The organism is Bifidobacterium callitrichidarum (assembly GCF_003129905.1).
Classification (GTDB): domain Bacteria; phylum Actinomycetota; class Actinomycetes; order Actinomycetales; family Bifidobacteriaceae; genus Bifidobacterium; species Bifidobacterium callitrichidarum.
In genome coordinates this window covers 1-23,579 of sequence record NZ_QFFM01000029.1, presented here as the reverse complement: position 1 = coordinate 23,579, position 23,579 = coordinate 1, and the positions used below count along the sequence as shown (strand labels likewise).

At 64.1% G+C, this 23,579-nt stretch carries 14 protein-coding genes; 12 read left to right on the top strand and 2 right to left on the bottom strand.

What is annotated here, in order from left to right:
* The first annotated feature begins 6 nt into the window (after positions 1-6).
* Positions 7-2,385 carry a transglycosylase domain-containing protein gene (locus tag DF196_RS11225; RefSeq protein WP_109057891.1) on the top strand — a complete coding sequence of 793 codons (2,379 nt, stop codon included), beginning with the start codon at positions 7-9 and terminating at the stop codon, positions 2,383-2,385.
* A 153-nt stretch (positions 2,386-2,538) separates the two neighbouring features.
* Positions 2,539-3,876, top strand: a complete 1,338-nt coding sequence (locus tag DF196_RS11220) for an NADH:flavin oxidoreductase/NADH oxidase (protein WP_170115060.1) — start codon at positions 2,539-2,541, stop codon at positions 3,874-3,876.
* 248 nt (positions 3,877-4,124) lie between these two features.
* Here the strand turns inward: DF196_RS11220 and DF196_RS11215 are convergent, their stop codons facing one another.
* Positions 4,125-5,273 carry a quinone-dependent dihydroorotate dehydrogenase gene (locus DF196_RS11215; protein ID WP_109057890.1) on the bottom strand — a complete coding sequence of 383 codons (1,149 nt, stop codon included), beginning with the start codon at positions 5,271-5,273 and terminating at the stop codon, positions 4,125-4,127.
* Positions 5,274-5,516: 243 nt separating this feature from the next.
* On the opposite strand from DF196_RS11215, the gene DF196_RS11210 reads away from it, so the two are divergent.
* The 6 genes from DF196_RS11210 to DF196_RS11185 all read left to right on the top strand — a co-directional run bounded on the left by DF196_RS11210 (position 5,517) and on the right by DF196_RS11185 (position 12,697).
* Entirely contained in the window at positions 5,517-6,320 is an 804-nt protein-coding gene (locus DF196_RS11210; RefSeq protein WP_033891309.1) for a DeoR/GlpR family DNA-binding transcription regulator, read from the top strand.
* Between the two features lie 5 nt (positions 6,321-6,325).
* Positions 6,326-7,576: a galactose-1-phosphate uridylyltransferase gene (gene galT / locus DF196_RS11205; protein WP_109057889.1), complete on the top strand. Its 1,251-nt coding sequence runs from the start codon at positions 6,326-6,328 to the stop codon at positions 7,574-7,576.
* A gap of 93 nt (positions 7,577-7,669) precedes the next feature.
* Positions 7,670-8,920 (top strand): galactokinase, encoded by a 1,251-nt coding sequence (galK, locus tag DF196_RS11200; protein ID WP_109057888.1) that lies wholly within the window; start codon positions 7,670-7,672, stop codon positions 8,918-8,920.
* 489 nt (positions 8,921-9,409) lie between these two features.
* On the top strand, positions 9,410-10,888 hold the full coding sequence (locus DF196_RS11195; RefSeq protein WP_338323330.1) for a DHA2 family efflux MFS transporter permease subunit: 1,479 nt from the start codon (positions 9,410-9,412) through the stop codon (positions 10,886-10,888).
* 142 nt (positions 10,889-11,030) lie between these two features.
* Entirely contained in the window at positions 11,031-11,303 is a 273-nt protein-coding gene (locus DF196_RS11190) for an ACT domain-containing protein (RefSeq protein ID WP_109057887.1), read from the top strand.
* Positions 11,304-11,332: 29 nt separating this feature from the next.
* A complete protein-coding gene (locus tag DF196_RS11185) occupies positions 11,333-12,697 on the top strand; it encodes a PFL family protein (protein WP_109057886.1) in 1,365 nt (454 codons plus the stop codon).
* A gap of 244 nt (positions 12,698-12,941) precedes the next feature.
* Here DF196_RS11185 and DF196_RS11180 read toward each other — a convergent pair whose 3' ends face one another.
* A complete protein-coding gene (locus tag DF196_RS11180) occupies positions 12,942-13,604 on the bottom strand; it encodes a tRNA (cytidine(34)-2'-O)-methyltransferase (protein ID WP_109057885.1) in 663 nt (220 codons plus the stop codon).
* A gap of 2 nt (positions 13,605-13,606) precedes the next feature.
* Here DF196_RS11180 and DF196_RS11175 point away from each other — a divergent pair, with 2 nt between their 5' ends.
* The 4 genes from DF196_RS11175 to DF196_RS11160 all read left to right on the top strand — a co-directional run bounded on the left by DF196_RS11175 (position 13,607) and on the right by DF196_RS11160 (position 23,441).
* Positions 13,607-14,602, top strand: coding sequence for an HhH-GPD family protein (locus DF196_RS11175; RefSeq protein WP_421728487.1), 996 nt, complete (start codon positions 13,607-13,609; stop codon positions 14,600-14,602).
* A 91-nt stretch (positions 14,603-14,693) separates the two neighbouring features.
* Positions 14,694-15,449, top strand: coding sequence for a hypothetical protein (locus DF196_RS11170; RefSeq protein WP_170115059.1), 756 nt, complete (start codon positions 14,694-14,696; stop codon positions 15,447-15,449).
* A gap of 223 nt (positions 15,450-15,672) precedes the next feature.
* Entirely contained in the window at positions 15,673-19,236 is a 3,564-nt protein-coding gene (rpoB, locus tag DF196_RS11165; RefSeq protein WP_109057883.1) for a DNA-directed RNA polymerase subunit beta, read from the top strand.
* Positions 19,237-19,394: 158 nt separating this feature from the next.
* Positions 19,395-23,441: a DNA-directed RNA polymerase subunit beta' gene (locus tag DF196_RS11160; protein WP_109057882.1), complete on the top strand. Its 4,047-nt coding sequence runs from the start codon at positions 19,395-19,397 to the stop codon at positions 23,439-23,441.
* The last annotated feature ends 138 nt before the right edge of the window (positions 23,442-23,579 follow it).

Sequence of the window (23,579 nt, the reverse complement as noted above, 5' to 3'; positions counted from 1 at the left end):
TTTAGAATGGGCCGCATGCCCAAAAAGAAGTCCCTCACAGTCCATCGTGTGCTTGTTCTCCTGCTGGCCTACATCATGCTCGCCGTCTCCGGCGGCGTGGTGGCCAGCGTGCTGCTCGTGCCGGGCGTGTTCGCCGCCAACAACGCAGCCAAGGCCGTGATCCCCTCGCTGAAGGTGGAGAACGTGGACTTCGATGTGACCAGCCTGCCGCAGAAGTCCATCATGTACGCGAACGACGGCAAGACCGTGATCGCCACGTTCTACAACCAGAACCGCATCGTGGTGCCGCTGAGCAAGATCTCCAAAACCATGCAGCAGGCCGTGGTCGCTCGTGAGGACCGCCGATTCTGGACCCACGCCGGCATCGACGTGCAGGGCGTGATGCGCGCCTTCGTACAGACCTACATGCTGAAGAACAGCCAGCAGGGCGGTTCCTCCCTGACCCAGCAGTACGTCAAGAACGTGCTCCTCATGCAGGCCATCGAGGACGACGACTCGATCGCGCAGTACCACGCCACCGAGGACACCATCGCCCGCAAGGTGCGTGAGATGCTCATCTCCGTGCAGATGGAGAAGAAGTACACCAAGCCCGAAATCCTGCAGGGCTACCTCAACATCGCCCAGTTCGGCGTGAACACGTACGGTGTGGAGACCGCCGCCCAGCGTTACTTCGGCGTGTCCGCCGCGGACCTCAACGTGGTGCAGTCCGCCACCATCGCGGCAATCACCAAGAACCCGAACAAGTACGACCCGCTCATCGAGGCGAACCTCAAGGAAAGCCAGAATCAGCGCAACATCGTGCTCAAGCTCATGCTGCAGGAAGAGTACATCACCCAGAAGCAGTATGACGAGGCCGTGAACACCCCGCTCAAGGACACCCTCAACCCGCAGAGCGTGAACGTGGGCTGCCAGGACACCGGCGACTACGCCTTCTTCTGCGACTTCGTGGTGCACCGCATCCAGAACTCCAAGGAATTCGGCAAGACCCGCGCCGAGCGCAACAAGCTCCTCCAGGAGGGCGGCCTGAAGATCGTGACCACGCTTGACGTGGACGCCAACGCGCAGATGATGGAGGCCGCGCGCAACGCCATCCCCGCCAACGATGCCAGCGGCATGGAGATCGCCATGGCCTCGGTCAAACCGGGTACCGGCGAAGTACTGGGCTTCGGTCTCAACCGCTACTATGACGCCACCTCCGCCGCGGACAATGACCCGACCAAGTCCGGACAGAACTTCGCGGTCGACCTCGCGGACGGCGGCGGCTCCGGCTGGACCATCGGCTCGTCCTGGAAGCCGATCAACCTCATCGCATGGATGGAAGCCGGCCATTCCATCAACGACAACCTCCAGACCACGACGCTTTACCCGACCACGGACTTCGCCTGCAGCAACTACACCGGCGGCGCGGATTCCTGGAGTGTGCAGAACGCGCTGGGCTCCGGTACGGTGAACCCTGAAAGCCCGTTCCTCGGTCTGGTCCGCTCCCACAACACCACGCAGGCCTCGATGGGTACCATCCTGAAGCTCTGCAAGGTGGCGGACACAGCCACCGAGGTGGGCTACCACGATGCCGCCACCGGCGAGACCATCGACAAGACCGCCCAGTACACCCCGTCCATGATGATCGGTTCGGTCAACGTCTCCCCGCTGACCATGGCCAGCATCTTCGCGGTGTACGCCTCCAACGGCGTGCAGTGCAGCCCGATCGCCCTGAAAAAGGTAACGGACAAGGACGGCAACGACCTCAAGGTGCCGTCCGCCAATTGCCACCAGGCGGTGGACAAGGACATCATCCAGACCTTGGCCTACACGCTGAACCAGGGTGTGGTCAGGTCGGACGGTGCCGGTTTCGCGTTCCAGCTCAACAATGGCCGCAAGTCGTTCGGTAAGACCGGTACGAGCGACGATCTGGCGATTTCGGCAGGATCGTTCATCCCGAACCAGATCGCCACGTTCGCCGTGGCCGGCGACGCGCAGAACCCGTACGCCAACCGCATCGCCAACATGACCATCAACGGTGTGTACGAAAGCGTCTGGGATGGTTCGATGATCCCGGCCCCGGCCGTACGCAACTTCCTCAACGCCTATGCGGACAAGAAGCAGTTGCCGGTAGACAACGACTATGGCACGCCGTCTTCCAAGTACACTGCCACGGGCAAGTACTACGGCATCGGCGGCCGTGAATACAGCGTGCCGCAAAGCACGACTAACAACAACCAGAACAGCACGACCACCAACAACGGTCAGGGTCAGACCACCACGAACGGCCAGCAGAACCAGACCAACAACGGTGGCACCACCAACACCACGCCGGGCACTGAGAACAACGGCCAGAACCAGAATCAGAGCCAGAACAACGGCGGCCAGACCAACAGTGGCCAGTGAGTGATGCTGGCGGCCGGCTGATTCGGCGGTGAAAAAATTACGTAGTTAACGGGCGTTCGTCTTTCAGACGGCGCCCGTTCTACAATATCTAGGGACTATATGGTCAGTCCTGTCCACAGGCCGCCGGGGACGGCCGACCAACGAAGGGGAGCGATGAACGACACCGATCAGCATGATGATCTCAAGCACGAGAATTTCGATTTCCGGGGGTTTGACTTGCCGGAGCTGAAGGCGGTCACCGAGGCCGCCTCGGCGAAGTCCGGGAAGAATTCGGCGAATGGGGGAGCGCCGCAATCCTCAGTGAAGACCAAGTCCGGCAAGCGTAAGCCGGTGGAAGGGCCGGACGCCAAGTCCGGCAAGAAGAAAGGCAAGGCCGTGGCCAAGGAAGACAAGAACGCCAAGAAAAACCGTCCCGGACTGTTCACGCCGATGACGCTGCGTGGCCTGACCGTGCGCAACCGCATCTGGCTGCCGCCGATGTGCACGTATTCCGCGTTCGCGCGCGACGGCCGTCCCACGCCGTTCCACTACCAGCATTATGTCTCCCGCGCATTCGGCGGATTCGGCATGATTATCGCCGAGGCCACCGCCGTGGCGCCGGAGGGGCGTATCTCCCCGTGCGACGTGGGCCTGTGGGAGGACGGCCAGATCGATGCCTGGCGCTGGATCGTGGACGGTATCCGCGAGGCCGGTGCCGTGCCCGCCGTCCAGCTCAACCATGCCGGCCGCAAGGCGTCGACCGGTTGCTTCGCCGTGGGGTATGAAGGCCAGAGCGTGCCCGAAGAGGCCGGTGGCTGGCCCACCGTGGCACCCTCGCCGATCGCCTTCGGTGGATTGAATACGCCGCGCGCGCTGTCCGTGGATGAGATTCACGGTCTGGTGGGGGCGTTCGCCGCGGCCGCCGGCCGTGCGGTGGCGGCGGGCTTCCAGGCCATCGAGATCCATGCGGCGCATGGTTACCTGATCTCCCAGTTCCTCGACCCGCTCATCAACGAACGTGAAGATGAATACGGCGGCGATCTGAACGGCCGTTCGCGTTTCCTAGTGGAAGTGGTAGATGCCGTGCGTGGTACGGTGCCGCAGGAGATGCCGGTATTGGTGCGTGTCTCGGCCACCGACTGGGCCGCAGGCGGATGGGACCTTGACCAGACCATCGCGCTGAGCAAGGTACTCAAGGAGCATGGCGTCGATTTGGTGGACGTGTCCACTGGCGGTATGGTGTCCGGCGTGTCCATTCCGGTCAAACCCGACTATCAGGTGCCGTTCTCGGAGCAGGTGCGGCTCAAGGCCGATGTGCCGGTGACCGCGGTCGGGCTCATCACCAAGCCCAAGCAGGCCGCCAAGATCCTCGCACGCGGACAGGCGGATGCCGTGGAGATCGGCCGCGCGGCGTTGCGCGACCCGTCCTGGCCGTTGCGTGCCGCCAGCAAGCTCGGCGTGCCCACGGCCGAGGCCCCGTATGCCCCGCAGTACGTGACCGGTGCGTACTAATTCCTTGTGATTTTGGCTCCCCTCTCTGAGGACATTGTCGTAAAGCAAACAGCACGGTGTGCTGTTTGCAGACAATGTGCGAGACGGCAGTCGAGCTAAGAGAGTGCTGGCGTAGCCTGTCCGTAATTGCGGGACGAGCTGTCAGCGAAGCTGACTGAGGGGAGTACTACGGGTTATTCGTGGTGCTCCCCTCAGTCTCACTGCGTTCGACAGCTCCCCTCAGAGAGGGGAGCCAAACATGGGTGAAGTCACGCATCCACGCCGACGGCGTCGGCGACGTGCTCGAAGCCGTCGCGGCGCAGCAGTTCGGCCAGTCCGCGCTTCAACACGGTGATTTGCTGCGGGCCGCGGTACATCAGCGAGCTGATGAACATGACCAAGCTCGCGCCGGCGCGGATCTTGGCATAGGCCTGCTCCGGAGTGAAGACGCCGCCGATGCCGGCGATGGCGAAACGGTCACCGTAGTCGCGGTACACGTTGCGCACCAGTTCGGTGCTGGCCACGGCGCACGGGCCGCCGGAGAGACCTCCCTCCCAGTCGCGCGGAATCTCGAGACCGGTGCGGTCCTTCTGCAGGTTGGCCAGCGAGACGCCCTGCACATTGTGCTCGGCCAGCACGTCCAGCAGCTCCTTGAACTCCGGCCATGGCTTGTTCAACGGCATCTTGACCAGCGTGGGCTGGGGACGGTCGATCTTGTCCAGCGCGGTGAACAGGCGGTCGAGCGCCTCGGGGGAGGACGTGAACGGCTCGCCCACGTGCGTGTTCGGGCAGGAGACGTTCACCTCCACCATCGCCGTGCGGCCGGCGGCCCGGCGCATCGAGATGCAGTAATCCTCGATGCCCTCGTCCAGATCGCCGCACAGCGCGTCGTTGGTGCGGGCGATGGAGACGGACACCTGCATCTGGCGGGCCTGCGTCCAGGCCTTCTCCGCGCGCTCGATGACCTTGTCCGAGCCGATGTTGGCCAATCCCACATGCACCATCATCGAATCGTATTCGGGCAGACGGTGGAACCACGGCTTGGCGTTGCCGGGGCATGGGCGGGCGGTGGTGGAACCCACGGTTTCGAAGCCGAAGCCGGCGTTGTCCAGCAGCACGGGCATCTCGCAGTTCTTGTCCAGGCCGGCGGACAGGCCGAACGGGTTGCTGAAGTCCACGCCCATCACCTGCGTCTCCAGAATCGGATCCGTGTAGTCGAGCATCGTGCGTTCGGCCCACAGCAGCGGCGGCATGTGCCTGACCGCGGAGCAGAAGGCGATCATCTGGTCGTGCGCCTCGTCCGGGCGATGATTGAATACGAAGTTCGGCTTGATGATGTGCTTATAGCCGAAGGTGAAGAGGTCGGTGGTGGCTTTGTTGACGGCATCATGCCAGAAGCTTTGCGAAACGTAGGTCATGACTCCTATTGTCTCACGGGTTCCGCATGCCGGACGGACCTGGGTCATGCGCCGTGGAACCGGTATCGGGCTGCCGGTTTGTGCGGCCCGATGTCCTGATGCCCCCGAGAAATGTGCGATTTTGCGCGATTTCGGGGGATCGTGCCGTGATTCGGCGAGGAAAAGTACAAGAATTTCAGGATTTTGTCCTCAAAACGCTCAGGCCGGTTTGTTTTGTGAGTTTTTGTGTGCGATAATGTTCGTATGATTTCGTCACAACGTCAGCACCTGATCCTGAGCAGGCTGCGTACGCGCGGTGCCGTACGCATCACCGCGCTCTCGAAGGAGCTGGGTGTGTCAGCGATGACCATCCGTCGTGACATCGCCGAGCTGGCGGACAAGGGTCTGCTCAAGCGCGTCCATGGCGGTGCCGTGACCACCAGCACCTTGTTGAGCGAGCCGCTCTTCTCCGTCAAGTCCCAAATGGACATCGGGCTCAAGGATGCCATCGCGCAGGAGGCCGTCAAGTACGTGGCCCCCGGCGACGTGATCGCCATCGGCGGCGGCACCACGGCGTACGTGTTCGCCCAGCATCTGCTCGAATCGCAGCAGTCCAGCGGCATCACGATCCTGACCAATTCGATCCCCGTGGCCGAACTGGTGCAGGCGCTCGAATCCAAGGACGTCGAGGTGATCGTGACCGGCGGCGTGATCACCCGATCCAACTCGCTCGTGGGCCCCATCGCCGACAAGGTGGTGGCCTCCCTGCGCGTGAACACCGTATTCCTCGGCACCCACTCGGTGTCGATTCCCCGCGGCTTCCTCATGCCGAACTCGCTGGAGGCCGCAACCGATATGGCGATGATGGACATCGCCGATCGCACCATAGTTTTGACCGACCACACCAAGTGGAGCTGCACGTCGTTGTCCCTGTTCGCGCGCTTCGATCAGGTGGACACGGTCATCACCGACGACGGTCTCGATCCCGACTCCGCCGCCAAAACAAAGGATTTGGTCAAGGAACTCGTGCTGGCCCACCAGAGCGAGACCAATGAGGAAAGTGAGTGACACCCATGGCTGATTTCGCCAACTACACCCCTGGGGAGTACGCGAAGAAGCACATCCGCATCACGCCGACGACGCTCGCCGACGGCCGTGATTTCTTCTACCTGGACGACGATCCGGAGTACGTCTCCGGCGCCAAGACCCGCGAGCTCAAGGATCCGCGCCCGCTGGCCTACCGCTTCGCCCCGCACCTGGACGCCGACGGCAACGAAGTGCCGTACGCCGCCCCGCAGATGCGTCGTGATCCGCTCACCGGCGACTGGATCCCGATGGCGACCGCCCGTATGAACCGCCCGATCACCGCCGGCCCCGGCGCCACCGCCAAGGGCAACCCGCTGGCCGCCCGCAAGCCCGGCGACCCGTACCAGGACGGCGAGGTGCCGGACACCGATTACAACGTCGTGGTGTTCGAAAACCGCTTCCCGTCGATGGTGCGCGTGCCCGGCGTCTCCGAGGACGTGACCTACGTGGACGGCAACCCGCTGTGGGAGAAGAAGCTCGCCGCCGGCCGCTGCGAGGTCATCTGCTTCGACCCGAACGAGCACGGCCTGCCGGCCGACCTGCCGGTCTCCCGCCTGCGCACCGTGGTGGAGGCCTGGGCCTTCCGTACCGCCGAGATCTCCAAGATGGAGGGCATCGAGCAGATCTTCCCGTTCGAGAACCACGGCCAGGAGATCGGCGTCTCCCTCGCCCACCCGCACGGCCAGGTCTATTGCTACCCGTTCATCGCCCCGAAGATGGAGAAGGAACTCCAGCACACCGAGGCCTACCACGAGAAGACCGGCGGCAACCTCCTCAAGGACATCATGAACGCCGAGCTCGAAGCCGGCGAACGTATCGTGATGCGCAACCACAGCTGGGTCGCCTACGTGCCGGCCGCCGCCCGCTGGCCCCTCGAGGTCCATGTGGCCCCGGTGCGCGACGTGCTTACCCTCGACGAGCTCAACGACGACGAGCGCTGGGATCTGGCCTCCATGTACTCGCACCTGCTCAAGCGCGGCAACGCCTTCTTCGACAAGGGCGACGGCAAGGGCATGGACCTGCCGTACATCGCCGCCTGGCACCAGGCTCCGATCCACGACAAGCGCCGTGAGAACTACCGCCTCAACCTGCAGTTCTTCTCCTTCCGCCGCGCCGCCAACAAGATCAAGTACCTGGCCGGTTCCGAGTCCGGCATGGCCGCCTGGATCTCCGACACCACGCCGGAGCTCATCGCCAAGCGCTTCCACGAGCTCGGCGACATCGACATCGCCGACTGATGCACTATTGAGGCTCCCCCAGCCCGTTTGCGGGCGGATTCCTTCAGGAAGGGGAGCCTCGATATATGAACACGTATAGAAAGAAAAACACCAATGACTGCTGTTGAATTCATCGAACCGATCTCCCATGAAGGCGGCGTGGAGCAGGCCGAGGCCCTGTTCTCCAAGACGTACGGCTCCAAGCCGGAGGGCGTGTGGGCCGCTCCGGGCCGTGTGAACCTCATCGGCGAGCACACCGACTACAACGCCGGCCTGTGCCTGCCGATCGCCCTGCCGCACCGCACATTCATCGCCCTCTCCCCGCGCGAGGACACCAAGGTGCGCGTGGTCTCCGACGTGGCTCCGGACAAGGTGGCCGAAGCCGATCTCGAAGGCCTTAAGGCCCGCGGCGTGGATGGCTGGTCCGCGTACCCGACCGGCGTGGCCTGGGCGCTGCGCGAGGCTGGTTTCGATAAGGTCAAGGGATTCGACGCCGCGTTCGTCTCCTGCGTGCCGCTGGGAAGCGGCCTGAGCTCCTCCGCCGCCATGACCTGCTCCACCGCGCTGGCGCTCGATGACGTGTACGGCCTGGGTTACGGCGACTCCGACGCCGGCCGTGTGACCCTGATCAACGCCGCCATCAAGTCCGAGAACGAGATGGCCGGCGCCTCCACCGGCGGTCTCGACCAGAACGCCTCCATGCGCTGCGCCGCCGGCCATGCGCTGCTGCTTGACTGCCGTCCGGAGCTCACCCCGCTGGAGAACGTCTCCCAGCAGGAGTTCGACCTCGACAAGTACGGCCTCGAACTGCTTGTGGTGGACACCCAGGCCCCGCACCAGCTCAACGACGGCCAGTACGCCCAGCGTCGCGCCACCTGCGAGGAGGCCGCCAAGATCCTCGGCGTGGCCAACCTGCGCGTCACCGCCGACGGCATCGCCAAGGCCGACGACCCGTTCCAGGCCCTCAAGGAAACACTGGATGCCCTGCCGGACGAGACCATGAAGAAGCGCGTGCGCCACGTGGTCACCGAGATCGAGCGCGTGCGCTCCTTCGTGCACGCCTTCGCCAACGGCGACATCGAGGCCGCGGGCCGCCTGTTCAACGCTTCCCACGATTCCCTGGCCGCCGACTACGAGGTCACCGTGCCCGAACTCGACGTGGCTGTGGACGTGGCCCGCCACAACGGCGCCTACGGCGCCCGCATGACCGGCGGCGGCTTCGGCGGCTCCATCATCGCCTTGGTCGACAAGGGCCGCAGCCACGAGGTCGCCCAAGCCATCGCCGACGAATTCGAAAAGCGCGGCTTCCACGCGCCGAGGGCTTTGGCCGCTGTGGCGGCGCCGAGCGCATCGCGTGAGGCGTAGTCACAGTCCAGTGGACTGTGACTAGCCACGGCCGAGGTGAGCCGATAGGCGAACCGAGGTGATGATGAGCCGGCCGAAGGCCGTCCGTAATTGCAGGACGTTGCCGCGGCTTCGGCGTCACGCGAAGCCTAAAGTCTCCTCTTCCGGCTCCCCTCTCTGAGGGGAGCTGTCAGCGAAGCTGACTGAGGGGAGCATCCCGCGACACGCGCGGCCGTACTTACGAAAAATCGAAAAACGTATTACGGTGACTTCTTGTTTTGAATAATCGCATGCCAACCGGCGTATTACTTGTCGGATGGCATGCGATTTTTTGTTGCCGAATGTGACCCGGACGTTAGGGGTTTTCGGCGCCCGCCAATGAAGTCGCACACCGCAACCCGCGGAATCACGCGGGAGCCGGTGGGCTGCGGCATGCATGGCGCGCGTCGCGCAACGGCAACGAGTACAGAGATACAGAAGAGGATTCCGTTGTCCGACAAGCAGACAACCATTCGTAATACCCAATTCGACGATTCCGCGTTCGTGCCGGACCATCACCAGCACTTCGACCACCCGCACAAGGTCATGCTCGGCCTGTACATCAGCGTGTTCTTGGGCATGCTGTCCGAAACGTCCATGAACATCACCCTGCCCGACCTGATGACCGATTTCGGCATCTCGTCCGGCACCGCGCAGTGGATGGTCGTCGGCTACATGCTGGCCATCGGCGTGGTGCTGCCGTGCGTGGGCTTCATGCTCAAGTGGGTCAAGGCCAAGACGCTCGTGCTGTTCGCGCTGGTCTGCTTCCTGATCGGCGCAATCGTATGCACCATCGCGCCCACCTTCCCGATTCTGCTGGCCGGCCGCATCCTGCAGGGCGTCAGCACCGGCATCGTGCTGCCCACCATGTACGCGGCCATCATGCGCGTGTTCCCGCTGCACAAGATCGGTGCGGCCAACGGCGTGGCGGGCCTTGTCATCATGTTCGCCCCGGTCATCGGCCCGACCATCGCCGGCGCGCTCATCGGCGCGTTCTCCTGGCGTGCGATCTTCGCGCTGTTCGCGCTCGTCGCCGTCGTTGCCATCGTATGCACCGCGCTGTTCTTCGTCACGCCCATCGAACGCACCCGTCCGAACGTCGACGTGATCTCCATCATCGCCTCCGCGATCGGCTTCGGCTGCCTCGTCGCCGGCGTGAGCCTGATCAGCGACATGGGCTTCTCGCCGCTGGTCATCGGCCTGCTCGTGATCGGCGTGCTCGTGCTGGCGTTCTACGCCTACCGTCAGCTGCACATCGCCGACCCGCTGCTCGATCTGCGCGCGCTCGGCATCGCGGCGTTCCGCACGCCTGCCATCATGATCAGCTGCTCGTTCTCCTGCACGCTGGCGTTCATGTATCTGGTTCCGCAGGAACTGCAGCGAGGCATGGGACTGAGCTCCACCGTCGCCGGCCTGCTCATGCTGCCCGGCGGCGTGATCAACGCGCTGTGCACGTTGGCCGCCGGCCGCATGTTCGATCGTTACGGTGCGAAGAAGCTGGTCTGGATCGGCTCGGTGCTGACCATCATCGGCGGCGCGCTGTTCTTCGCCATCGGCGTTTCGACGCCCGTTGCCCTGTTCCTTGCCGCGCACATCATCGTGATGGTCGGCATCCCGTTCATCCAGCAGTCCTCGCAGTCCGCGGCGCTCAAGTCACTGCCCGGCCACATGGCTGCGGACGGCAGCACGATCATGAACACCATGCAGCAGGTGTGCGGTGCCATCGCCACCGCCGTGGCCACCTGCCTGCTCGGCCTCGGCCAGACCAACTACACTGCGGCGGGTGGCACGAACCCTGCCCAGGGCTTTGTGGACGGCTCCCGCTATGGCTACCTGTTCGGCATGGTGCTGGTGGTCATCGTGCTGGTGTGCTCCTTCCTGCTCAAGGAACAGAAGGATGAGCCCAAGCTCGTGCCGGTGCACGTGGACATCGAGAAGCTGGCTGCGTGACGGTTCCGACTGATTGCCGGTTTCCGTTGGCGCGCCGCTGAGACGCACCATAAACCGTAACGGGTGTTCCCCTATACTGGGAGCACCCGTTTTTCATATGTTCGAAAATCCTATTTCCGATCAGCATCAATCAGGGAGCGCCATGAACAAGGCCATCATCACCGTCGTCGGCCAGGACACCGTCGGCATCATCGCACGAGTCTGCACCTACCTTTCCAACCATCACGTCAACGTTCTCGACATCTCGCAGACCATCATCGATGGCTTCTTCAACATGATGATGATCGTGGACTACTCCGCCTCCGACAAGGAGTTCAGCGCCATGGTCGGCAATCTCGAGGATCTCGGCGACGACATCGGCGTGCGTATCCGCTGCCAGCGCGAGGAGATCTTCACCAAGATGCACCGCATCTGATTGTGCCGGATCCACTGAAAGGAAACGCCATGCTGAATATCATGGAGGTCCACGAGACCAATCAGATGATCGAGCAGGAGAAGCTCGATGTGCGCACCATCACGATGGGCATTTCGCTGCTCGACTGCGCGGCGGACACGGTCGAGGAGACCTGCGACAAGATCTACCGCAAGATCACCACGTATGCCAAGGCCCTCGTCTCCACCGGCCAGGCCATCGAAAACGACTACGGCATCCCGATCGTTAACAAGCGCATCACCGTCACCCCGATCTCGCTCGTCGGCGCCAGCTGCTGCAAGACCAGCGAGGACTTCGTCCAAATCGCCCATGCGCTTGACAAGGCGGCCAAGGAAGTCGGCGTGGACCTCATCGGCGGCTACTCGGCGCTCGTCTCCAAGGCCATGACCCCGGCCGAGGAACTGCTCATCCGCTCCCTGCCGCAGGCCCTCTCCGAGACGGACATCGTCTGCTCGTCGGTCAACGTGGGCTCCACCAAGACCGGCATCGATATGAACGCCGTCGAACTGCTCGGCCGCATCATCAAGGACATCGCCTACAACACGCGCGACAACGACTCCTACGGCTGCGTGAAGTTCGTGGCCTTCTGCAACGTGCCGGACGACAACCCGTTCATGGCCGGCGGCTTCCACGGCGTGACCGAAGGCGACGCGGTGATCAACGTGGGCGTCTCCGGCCCGGGCGTGGTCTCCCGCGCGCTCGACGCCGCCAAGGGCAAGGACTTCGAGTTCCTGTGCGAGACCATCAAGCGCACCGCCTTCAAGATCACCCGTGTGGGCCAGCTTGTGGCCCAGGAGGCGTCCCGCAGGCTCGGCGTGCCGTTCGGCATCATCGACCTCTCCCTCGCCCCGACCCCTGCCGTGGGTGATTCGGTGGGCGAGGTGCTGGAGAAAATCGGCCTCGAACAGGTTGGTGCCCCCGGCACCACCGCGGCGCTCGCGATGCTCAACGACCAGGTCAAGAAGGGCGGCATCATGGCGTCCAGCTATGTGGGTGGACTGTCCGGAGCGTTCATCCCGGTCTCCGAGGACAAGAACATGATCGATGCGGCATCCTCCGGATGCCTCACCATCGAGAAGCTTGAGGCCATGACCTGCGTGTGCTCGGTGGGTCTCGACATGATCGCCATCCCCGGAGACACGTCGGCGGCCACCATCTCCGGCCTCATCGCGGATGAGGCGGCCATCGGCATGGTCAACCAGAAGACCACCGCCGTGCGCGTGATTCCCGTCTACGGCAAGGGCGTGGGCGAGATGGCCAACTTCGGCGGTCTGATGGGATACGCGCCCATCATGCCGGTGAACCAGACCAGTTGCGAGGCGTTCGTGACGCGCGGCGGCCGCATCCCTGCCCCAATCCACAGCTTCAAGAACTGAAATAGGGCCTTGGACGGAGACATCTCGCTTACGAGGGGCTGATTTCGCCTGTCAGGAACGTCTATCTGCGTTACGAGGGGCTCTTGTACGGAATAATCCCGGGTACGAGCGTTGCGATTGCAACGTACATACCCGGGATTATTGCGTTTTGCGACCCCTCGTAACGCAGATAGGTCTTCCGCAAGGCGGGAGTCAGCCCCTTGTAAGCGAGATATCCCTTTGAAATATCCGGATTCGCGGCTGTCTACCGTCCGCCGGCAAAGTTCAGCTGACGCCATGCCTCGTAGATGGCGATGGACGCGCAGTTGGTGAGGTTCAGGGAACGCAGGGACGGGCGCATCGGCAGACGCACCTGCTCGGCCACATGCGGACCCGCCATGATGTCCATCGGATCGGGGATGTCACCCGGCTCCGGACCGAACAGCAGAATGTCGGTCGGACGGTACTCGATGTCCGTGTACAGCTTGGTGGCGTGTGCCGTGAACGCGATGATGCGCGAGTTGGGCATCGACTCCACCAGGTTCTCGAAATTCGGGTGCAGCACCACATGCGCCATATCGTGGTAGTCGAGGCCGGCGCGGCGCAGCTTGGTGTCACGCAGGTTGAAGCCCAGAGGCTCCACCAGATGCAGGATCGTGCCGGTCACCGCGCACAGGCGGATGGCCGAACCCGTGTTGCCGGGGATGCGGGGGGAGTAGTAGCACAGGTGTGGCGTCACGGTCTCGGTGGCCGCGGCCTTCTCGGCGGACAGCATCGCGTCCACCACGGAGATCGGATTGCCGTGTGCGTCGGTCACCAGTTCGTCGGGCCCGTAGTTCGACTTGCGGTAGCCGTATTCGAACATCTTCTCGACCTTGGCTTCCGGATTTTCTGGGGTTTGCGGGTTCAGTTCAGCCTCGTTCGTCATAGCTGCTAAGAATAAGAACGATGAACGACACAGCACAGCCCCACTCCGATCAGCGTCCCCGCAGGTCCCGCGGCACTTTGCTCGCCCGGACGCCCGTGCCGGAGGACGCCGCCGTCCATGACGACGTGGCGTTGCGCCTGGCCGCATGGTGGGAGTCGAACGCCCGCGACCTGCCCTGGCGCTTCGGCCGGACCACACCGTGGGGCGTGCTCGTCTCCGAGGTGATGAGCCAGCAGACGCAGATGAGCCGCGTGGTGCCCTACTGGACCGACTGGATGGCCCGCTGGCCGGATGCCCGAGCGCTCGCCGACGCCCCCAAGGCCGACGTGATCACCGCCTGGGGACGTCTCGGCTACCCCCGCCGGGCCCTGCGCCTGCAGGAATGCGCGCAGGTGGTGGCCCGCGATTACGCCGACGAACTGCCCCGCACCTATGATCAGCTGACCGGCCTGCCCGGCATCGGCGATTACACCGCCTCCGCCGTGATGAGCTTCGCATTCGGCGAGCGGATCGCCGTGATCGACACCAACATCCGCCGCGTATTGAGCCGTGTGTTCCTCGGTGCCGAATCGCTCGGGGGAGCGGCCAGTCCCGCGGAACGCGCGCTCGCCGCACATGTCCTGCCCGAAGCCGTCCGTGATTCGGTGACGTGGAACCAGTCGGTCATGGAATTGGGCGCCGTGATGTGCACGGCCAAGTCGCCCATGTGCGAGGTCTGCCCGATCGCGCACGATTGCCGGTTCCTGAAGCTCGGCAGGCCCGGACTGGGGGAGCGGCGCACCAGACCCCGCCAGCGCTTCCAGGGCACCGACCGTCAGGTACGCGGGCTGGTGCTTGCCGCGTTGCGAGGATTGCCCGCCGGTGCAACGCTCGCAAGGAGCGATGCCGAAGCGCTGTGGAAGGACAAGGCCCAGCTCGCCGCTTGCATCGCCAGCCTTGACGACGACGGCCTCATCGAGATGACGGAGGATGGTGCGCTGCGTCTGCCGCAAGGCTGATGTCCGAGTGGATGCTTTAAGGCTGGTGTTCTCGTGAAAAACGCCCCGGCGTCGTGTGTGTCCGGGTATGCGGCCGTAGACTGGAACCGTTATGGCAGTGCAGAGGAACGATTCGGGCATGAGGAACGCGCGGGGGAGCAGGACTGGAGCCGGAAGGGCCGGCAAATCCGGTAGAGGGGGCTCCGGCAGGTCGACCATGCCCGGACGCGCCGGCGTATCCGGGCCCAAAAAACGTAAACGCAGGATCAGCAAGAAGCAGCAGGCGATTTACCGTCGCCGCCGCATCGTGGTGGGCGTGATTCTGCTGCTGATACTGGCGCTGATCGGCTTCTGCATCTATAGTCTCGGCCGCGGCGTGAGTGCCATCAACACCGCAATCCACCATGACGAAGTGTATGCGATCTCCCGTGAGAGCGTGCCCACGCCGAAGAAGACCAGCAGCGTGAAGGACTGTTCGACCAAGAACCTTTCACTGCAGCTGTCCTCGAAATCCCAGTCCATGCCGGTGGGAGGCACCATGGAATTCACCGCCACCCTCGTGCATGAGGGTACGGGCAGCTGCCTGGTGGACGGTTCCGATTCGAGCCGCATCCTGACCATCACCTCCGGCAACGAGACCATCTACAGATCCGACGTCTGCCCGGCCGACTCCCGTCTTCTGCTCATGGCCAAGGGAGACAAGGATTCCCAGCAGATGAAGTGGAACGGCAATGCCAATGCCACACTCACCGAATGCACGGACCAGTCCGACTGGCCCACGGTCAACGCCGGCACGTATGTGGCGCAGCTGAGCCTCAAGGACGATCCGAAGGTCAAGAGCGAGAAGGTGGTGTTCACCGTCCAGTAGGAGGCGTGAAAGCACAGGGCGTTTCACGGTGCCCGGTCCGTCAACCGGGAAAGGCACTGGAACCCTTGATTTGTCGCTCCATAGCGCTAATATTGAGATTTTGCATAGGGTATGTCATATTGCGGGCATGCCATCGACAATGAAGCGTCCGCATAGGCATATGGTGGCCATGCCGGCGCTCCCAGGGGAAATTACTCAATAAGCGAGCGATAAGGAACGTCCATTGGCTAACACAGCTACGACGAACACCACCACCATCATCGCACGCGCCGACCAGCATGACATCGATCTGCACAAGGCGTCGGACCGCGTGAACTTCGGTTCCATCAAGGAACCTATCGATGTGCCCTACCTGCTGGGCGTGCAGACCGACAGCTTCGACTGGCTGATCGGCAACGAGCGCTGGAAGGCGCGCGTGGAGCAGGATGAGAAGAACGGCACCAACACCGTTCCCCACGTTTCCGGTCTTGACGAGGTCTTCAACGAGATCTCCCCGATCGAGAACTTCGCGCAGACCATGTCCCTGACCTTCTCGGATCCGTACTTCGAGGAGCCCCGCCACACCGTGCAGGAGTGCAAGGAGAAGGACTACACCTACTCCGCCCCGCTGTACGTGAACGCCGAGTTCGAGAACGGCGACACCGGCGAGATCAAGTCCCAGACCGTGTTCATGGGCGACTTCCCGCTGCAGACCCCGCACGGCACCTTCATCATCGGCGGCACCGAGCGAGTCATCGTCTCCCAGCTCGTGCGCTCCCCGGGCGTCTACTTCGACCGTCAGCAGGACCGTACCTCCGATAAGGAGGTCTTCGGCGCGAAGATCATCCCGTCCCGCGGCGCCTGGCTCGAGTTCGAGATCGACAAGAAGGACCAGCCGCAGGTGCGCGTGGACCGCAAGCGCAAGCAGTCCGCCATCGTCTTCCTCATGGCCATCGGCATGACCAAGCCTGAGATCCGCGAGGCCTTCAAGGACTACCCGCTGGTGCTCGACGCCCTGGACCGCGAGACCCTGGAGACCCAGGACGAGGCCCTGGTGGACCTGTACCGCAAGATTCGTCCGGCCGACACCCCCACCCCCGAGTCCGGCAAGAACCTGCTCGACTCCTTCTACTTCAACACCAAGCGCTACGATCTGGCCCGCGTCGGCCGCTACAAGATCAACCGCAAGCTGGGTCTGACCGCCGACTTCAACGACCGCTCCCTGCACCGCGAGGACATCATCGCCACCATCAAGTACCTGGTGGCCCTGCATGACGGCGCCGCCACCTTCCCGGGCAAGCGCAACGGCGAGGACGTGGACCTGCGCGTGGACGTGGACGATATCGACCACTTCGGCAACCGTCGTATCCGCCAGGTGGGCGAGCTGATTCAGAACCAGCTGCGTACGGGTCTGTCCCGTATGGAGCGTGTGGTGCGCGAGCGCATGACCACGCAGGACGCCGAGGCCATCACTCCGCAGTCCCTGATCAACATCCGCCCGGTGAACGCCACCATCAAGGAGTTCTTCGGCACTTCCCAGCTCTCCCAGTTCATGGATCAGAACAACCCGCTCTCCGGTGTGACGAACAAGCGTCGTCTCTCCGCCCTGGGCCCCGGTGGTCTGTCCCGCGACCGCGCCTCTATGGAGGTGCGCGACGTGCACCCGTCCCACTTCGGCCGTATGTGCCCGATCGAGTCCCCTGAAGGCCCGAACATCGGTCTGATCGGCTCCTTGGCGACCTTCGGCCGTGTGAACCCGTTCGGCTTCATCGAGACCCCGTACCGCAAGGTCGTCAACGGCCATGTGACCGACGAGGTCGAGTACATGACCGCCGACCGCGATCTCGACCACGTGATCGCCCAGGCCAACCAGGAGCTGGACGAGAACGGCAACTTCGTGCAGAAGTCCGCCCTTGCCCGAGTGGGCGAGGAAGAGGCAGTCGATGTGCCCGTGAGCTCCGTGGACTACATGGACGTCTCCCCGCGCCAGATGGTCTCCCTCGGTGCCTCCCTGATTCCGTTCCTGGAGCACGACGAGGGCCACCGAGCGCTGATGGGTACCAACATGCAGCGTCAGGCCGTGCCGCTGATCGAGTCCGAGCGCCCGCTGGTGGGCACCGGCTCCGAGTGGCGCGCCGCCAACGATTCCGGCGACGTCATCAAGGCCGACAAGGACGGCGTGGTGACCTACGTCTCCGCCGACCTGATCCGCGTGATGAACGACGACGGCACCACCAGCTCCTACAAGCTGGCCAAGTTCCAGCGTTCCAACCAGACCACCTGCTACAACCAGCGCCCGATCGTCCATGACGGCGAGCGTGTGGAGGCCGGTTCGGTCCTGGCCGACGGCCCCGCCATCCAGAACGGCGACCTGGCCCTGGGCAAGAACCTGCTCATCGCCTTCATGCCGTGGAACGGCTACAACTACGAGGACGCCGTGATCATCTCCCAGCGTCTCGTGCAGGACGACACCCTGTCCTCCATCCACATCGAGGAGTACGAGATCGACGCCCGCGAGACCAAGCTGGGCGCCGAGGAGATCACCCGCGACCTGCCGAACGTCGGTGAGGACGCCGTGGCCAACCTCGACGAGCGCGGCATCATCCGCATCGGTGCCGAGGTCGAGGCCGGCGACATCCTGGTCGGCAAGGTCACCCCGAAGGGCGAGACCGAGCTGACCCCGGAGGAGCGCCTGCTGCGCGCCATCTTCGGCGAGAAGTCCCGCGAGGTGCGCGACACCTCCCTGCGCGTGCCCCACGGCGAGACCGGTACGGTCATCGGCGTCAAGGAGATCACCCGCGAGGATGCCGAGGAGGACGGCGACGAGCTGCCCAACGGCGTGAACCAGATGATCCGCGTCTACATCGCCCAGCACCGCAAGATCACGGTGGGCGACAAGCTCTCCGGCCGCCACGGCAACAAGGGCTGCATCTCCCGCATCCTGCCGGAAGAGGACATGCCGTTCCTGGCTGACGGTACCCCGGTGGACATCATGCTGAACCCGCTGGGCGTGCCTTCCCGAATGAACCTGGGCCAGGTGCTGGAACTCCACCTGGGCTGGATCGCCCACTCCGGTTGGGACATCTCCCTCGACCCGAACCTGGAGGCCGAGTGGAAGAAGCTCATCCCCTCCGGCGCAGAGAAGGCCGAGCCGGGCACCCCGGTGGCCACCCCGGTGTTCGACGGTGTCAAGCCCGAAGTCCTCAAGGGCCTGCTGTCCACCACGCTGCCGAACCGCGACGGCGACCGCCTCGTGGGTCCGGACGGCAAGGCCACGCTGTTCGATGGCCGCACCGGCGAACCGTACGGCAAGCAGATCTCCGTGGGCTACATGTACATGCTGAAGCTGCACCACCTGGTGGACGACAAGATCCACGCTCGCTCCACCGGCCCGTACTCCATGATCACCCAGCAGCCGCTCGGCGGTAAGGCCCAGTTCGGTGGCCAGCGTTTCGGTGAGATGGAGGTGTGGGCCCTCGAGGCCTACGGTGCCGCCTACACGCTGCACGAGATGATGACCACCAAGTCCGATGACGTCGACGGCCGCGTGCGCGTCTACGGCGCCATCGTCAAGGGCGATAACCTGCCGCCGGCCGGCATCCCCGAGTCCTTCAAGGTGCTCCTCAAGGAAATGCAGTCCCTGTCCCTGAACGTCGAGGTGCTCAACGCCGAGGGCGTGGCCATCGACATGAAGGACGAGGACGACGATCCGGCGAACTCCACCGACGACCTCGGCTTCAACATCGGTGCCCGCCCGGACGCGGCCGCCAAGGAAGACCAGAAGGCCGAAGAGCCCGAGTACCAGTGATCCCTCGGGCCGTCCGCGGTCGGACCCGCCGCCTGCTCCATCGTCGAGCGGGCGGTTGGTCCGGCCCGGACGGCTCCCACAGCGTGAACACGCCAAGACGCCGACATCGCCACGATGAGGCGCGAACAAAACTTTTTCTGAAAGAAACGGATTAACAAGTGCTGGACGTCAACGCATTTGACAAGCTTCGCATCGGCCTGGCCACCACCGAGGACATCCGCGGCTGGAGCCACGGCGAGGTCAAGAAGCCTGAAACCATCAACTACCGCACCCTGAAGCCCGAGAAGGACGGTCTGTTCGGCGAGCAGATCTTCGGCCCGACCCGTGACTGGGAGTGCGCCTGCGGCAAGTACAAGCGCGTGCGCTTCAAGGGCATCGTCTGCGAGCGATGCGGCGTGGAGGTCACCAAGTCCCGCGTGCGCCGTGAGCGCATGGGCCACATCGAGCTGGCCGCCCCCGTCACCCACATCTGGTTCTTCAAGGGTGTGCCGTCCCGTCTCGGCTACCTGCTGAACGTGACCCCGAAGGACCTGGAGCGCGTGATCTACTTCGCGTCCTACATGGTCACCGAGGTGGACGACGAGACCCGTCACAACGACATGCCCGGCCTGCAGGACGAGTTCGACTCCGAGATCAAGCGCCTCGAGCAGCGCCGCGACGCCGACATCGAGGCCCGCGCCAAGAAGGTGGAGGAGGATCTCGCCGCCCTGGAAGAAGCCGGCGAGGCCAAGGGCCCGGCCCGCGCCAAGCTGCGCAACGGCGCCGAGCGCGACATGACCGCCATCCGCACCCGCTACAACGACCAGATCGCCCGCGTGGACGCCGTCTTCGACAAGTTCAAGAAGCTCAAGCCCGGCGACATGGTCGACGACGTGGACCTGTGGCGCGAGATGCAGGACCGCTACGGCGACTACTTCGACGGCTGCATGGGTGCCGAGGCCATCAAGAAGCGTCTGCAGTCCCTCGACCTGGAGGCCATCTCCAAGGAACTGCGCGAGGAGATCAAGGACGCTTCCGAGCAGCGTAAGACCAAGGCCCTCAAGCGTCTGAAGGTCGTCAACGCCTTCCTGACCACCGGCAACAAGCCGGAGGCCATGGTGCTCGACGTGATTCCGGTCATCCCGCCGGACCTGCGCCCGATGGTCCAGCTCGACGGTGGCCGCTTCGCCACCTCCGACCTCAACGACCTGTACCGTCGTGTAATCAACCGCAACAACCGTCTGAAGCGACTGATCGAGCTCGGCGCCCCGGAGATCATGCTCAACAACGAGAAGCGCATGCTCCAGGAGGCCGTGGACTCCCTGTTCGACAACGGCCGTCGTGGCCGCCCGGTCACCGGCGCGTCCAACCGTCCGCTCAAGTCCCTGTCCGACATGCTCAAGGGTAAGCAGGGTCGTTTCCGTCAGAACCTGCTCGGTAAGCGAGTCGACTACTCCGGCCGTTCCGTGATTGTGGTCGGCCCGTCCCTGCGCATGCACCAGTGCGGTCTGCCGAAGCCGATGGCCCTCGAGCTGTTCAAGCCGTTCGTCATCAAGCGCCTCGTGGACATGAACTACGCGCAGAACATGAAGTCCGCCAAGCGCATGGTGGACCGCGGCGACACCGAAGTGTACGGCGTGCTCGAGGAGGTCATCTCCGAGCACCCGGTGCTGCTCAACCGTGCACCTACGCTGCACCGTCTGGGTATCCAGGCCTTCGAGCCGATCCTGGTGGAGGGCAAGGCCATCCACCTGCCGCCGCTGGCCTGCGCCGCCTTCAACGCCGACTTCGATGGCGATCAGATGGCAGTCCACCTGCCGCTGTCCGCCGAAGCCCAGGCCGAGGCCCGCTCCCTGATGATGGCTTCCGACAACATCCTGAAGCCGGCCGACGGCCACACCGTGACCATGCCGAGCCAGGATATGATCCTCGGTCTGTACTACCTGTCCACCGTCATCGAGGGCGCCAAGGGCCAGGGTCGCGTGTTCTCCTCCCTGGAGGAGGCCGAAATGGCCCTCGACCTGCACGAAATCGACATGCAGGCCAAGGTGCTCATCCGTCTGCCGGAGAACTTCGTGCTGCCGAAGAACTGGGAGCCGGGCGAGGTCAAGGTGCTCGACCCGCGTGAGGGCGAGACCGAAGTCGCCAAGGAAGAGCGCTTCCACGACGGCTCCGTGCTGTTCGCCACCTCCTACGGCCGCATCCTGTTCAACGAGACGCTGCCCACCGACTACCCGTTCGTCAACGACCAGGTGGCCAAGGGCCGTCTGTCCAAGATCGTGGACGACATCGCCATGCGCTACTCCACCCAGCAGGTGGCCGCCACGCTGGACGCCCTGAAGGATCTCGGCTTCACCCGAGCCCCGTGGTCCGGCGTGTCCTTCGCCTTCTCCGACGTGAACGAGCCTCCGGAGCGCGACGCCAAGATCGCCGAGTACGAGGCCAAGGCCGACAAGGTCAACGCCAACTACGAGATGGGCCTCTTGACCGAGGAAGCCCGCCGCCAGGAGCTCATCGACCTGTGGACCGAGTGCACCGCCGAGGTGTCCAAGGAAGTCGAGGACAAGTTCGACCCGACCTCCAACCTGGCCATCATCGTGCAGTCCGGTGCACGAGGAAACATGATGCAGATCAACCAGATCGCAGGCATGCGAGGCCTCGTGGCCAACCCGAAGGGCGAGATCATCCCCCGTCCTGTGAAGTCCAACTACCGCGACGGCCTGTCCGTGCTGGAGTACTTCATCTCCCAGCACGGCGCCCGTAAGGGTCTGGCCGATACCGCACTGCGTACCGCAGAGTCCGGCTACCTGACCCGTCGTCTGGTGGACGTCTCCCAGGACGTGATCGTGCGCGAGGAGGACTGCGGCACCAAGCAGGGCCTGATGATCCGCGTGGCCGACCGCGACGCCGAGGGCAACCTCGTGCTCGTCAAGGCCGCCGACGGTGGTCCGTACTCCCGTCTGCTCGCCGCCGACGTCATCGACCCGGCCGACGGCCAGACCGTGCTCTACAAGCACGACGACGCCCTGTCCATGGACGTGCTCAACGACCTCGTGGCCCATGGCGTGGAGGAAGTCAAGTGCCGTTCCGTGCTGACCTGCGAGTCCAAGCGCGGCGTGTGCGCCAAGTGCTACGGCTGGTCCCTGGCCACCAACAAGCTGGTGGACGTCGGCGAGACCGTCGGTATCGTGGCCGCCCAGTCCATCGGCGAGCCTGGTACCCAGCTGACGCTGCGTTCCTTCCACTCCGGTGGTGTGGCCGCGGCTTCCGATATCACCCAGGGTCTTCCCCGTGTGACCGAGCTTTTCGAGGCCCGTACCCCGAAGGGTGAGGCGCCGATCACCGAGTTCGCCGGCACCATCAAGGTGATGGAGAACGATCGCGGCCGCCAGATCATCCTGACCCCGGACGCCGATTCCGGCGCTCCGAAGGAAGAGGGCATCATCAAGCCGATCACCTACCAGGTGTCCAAGCGCGTGCCGCTGAAGGTCGCCGACGGCGACCACATCAAGGTCGGCACCCAGCTGGTCGAGGGTTCCGTGGATCCGAAGAAGATCCTCACCATCCTCGGCAAGCGCGCCGCCCAGGTGAACATCGTGGAGGAGGTGCACACCGTGTACCGCTCCCAGGGCGTGGATATCCACGACAAGCACATTGAGGTCATCGTGCACCAGATGACCCGTCGCGTGACCATCATCGACTCCGGCGACACCGACCTGCTGCCGGGCGAGCTGGTGGACAACGCCCGCTTCCGCGAGATCAACCGCAACACGGTTAAGAACGGCGGCAAGCCCGCCGTGGGCCGTCCGGCGCTCATGGGCATCACCAAGGCCTCCCTGGCCACCGATTCCTGGCTGTCCGCCGCGTCCTTCCAGGAGACCACGCGCGTGCTCACCGAAGCCGCCCTCTCCGAGAAGGTCGACGACCTCAAGGGTCTCAAGGAGAACGTCATCATCGGTAAGCTCATCCCGGCCGGTACGGGTCTCGCCCGTTACCGCAACGCTGTGGTGGAGCCCGACAAGGCCATCCGCGACACCATCTACCCGAACTTCGGTCTGGGTGGCGAGGGCGACCTGGGCGATGCGTCCTTCTCCGACGCCGACCTGTCCGACCTGAACTTCTCCAACCTGGAGTTCGGCGACCTGAAGCTCGGCGACGACTTCAACCCGGACGACTTCTACTCCGACCAAGGTGACGACGACCTCGGTCTCGGCGACCAGCAGTGAGCCGGTCCGCCGGCGGGCGGGTTTCTTGGGCCTTTTCGGCCTGAGGACCGCCGGCCGGTGACAGGTAGCAAGTCCTGAAACGACAAGCGGCCCGGAACCGTCCGCTGAGACGGGGGGGGTGCGGGGCGGGGGGGGTGG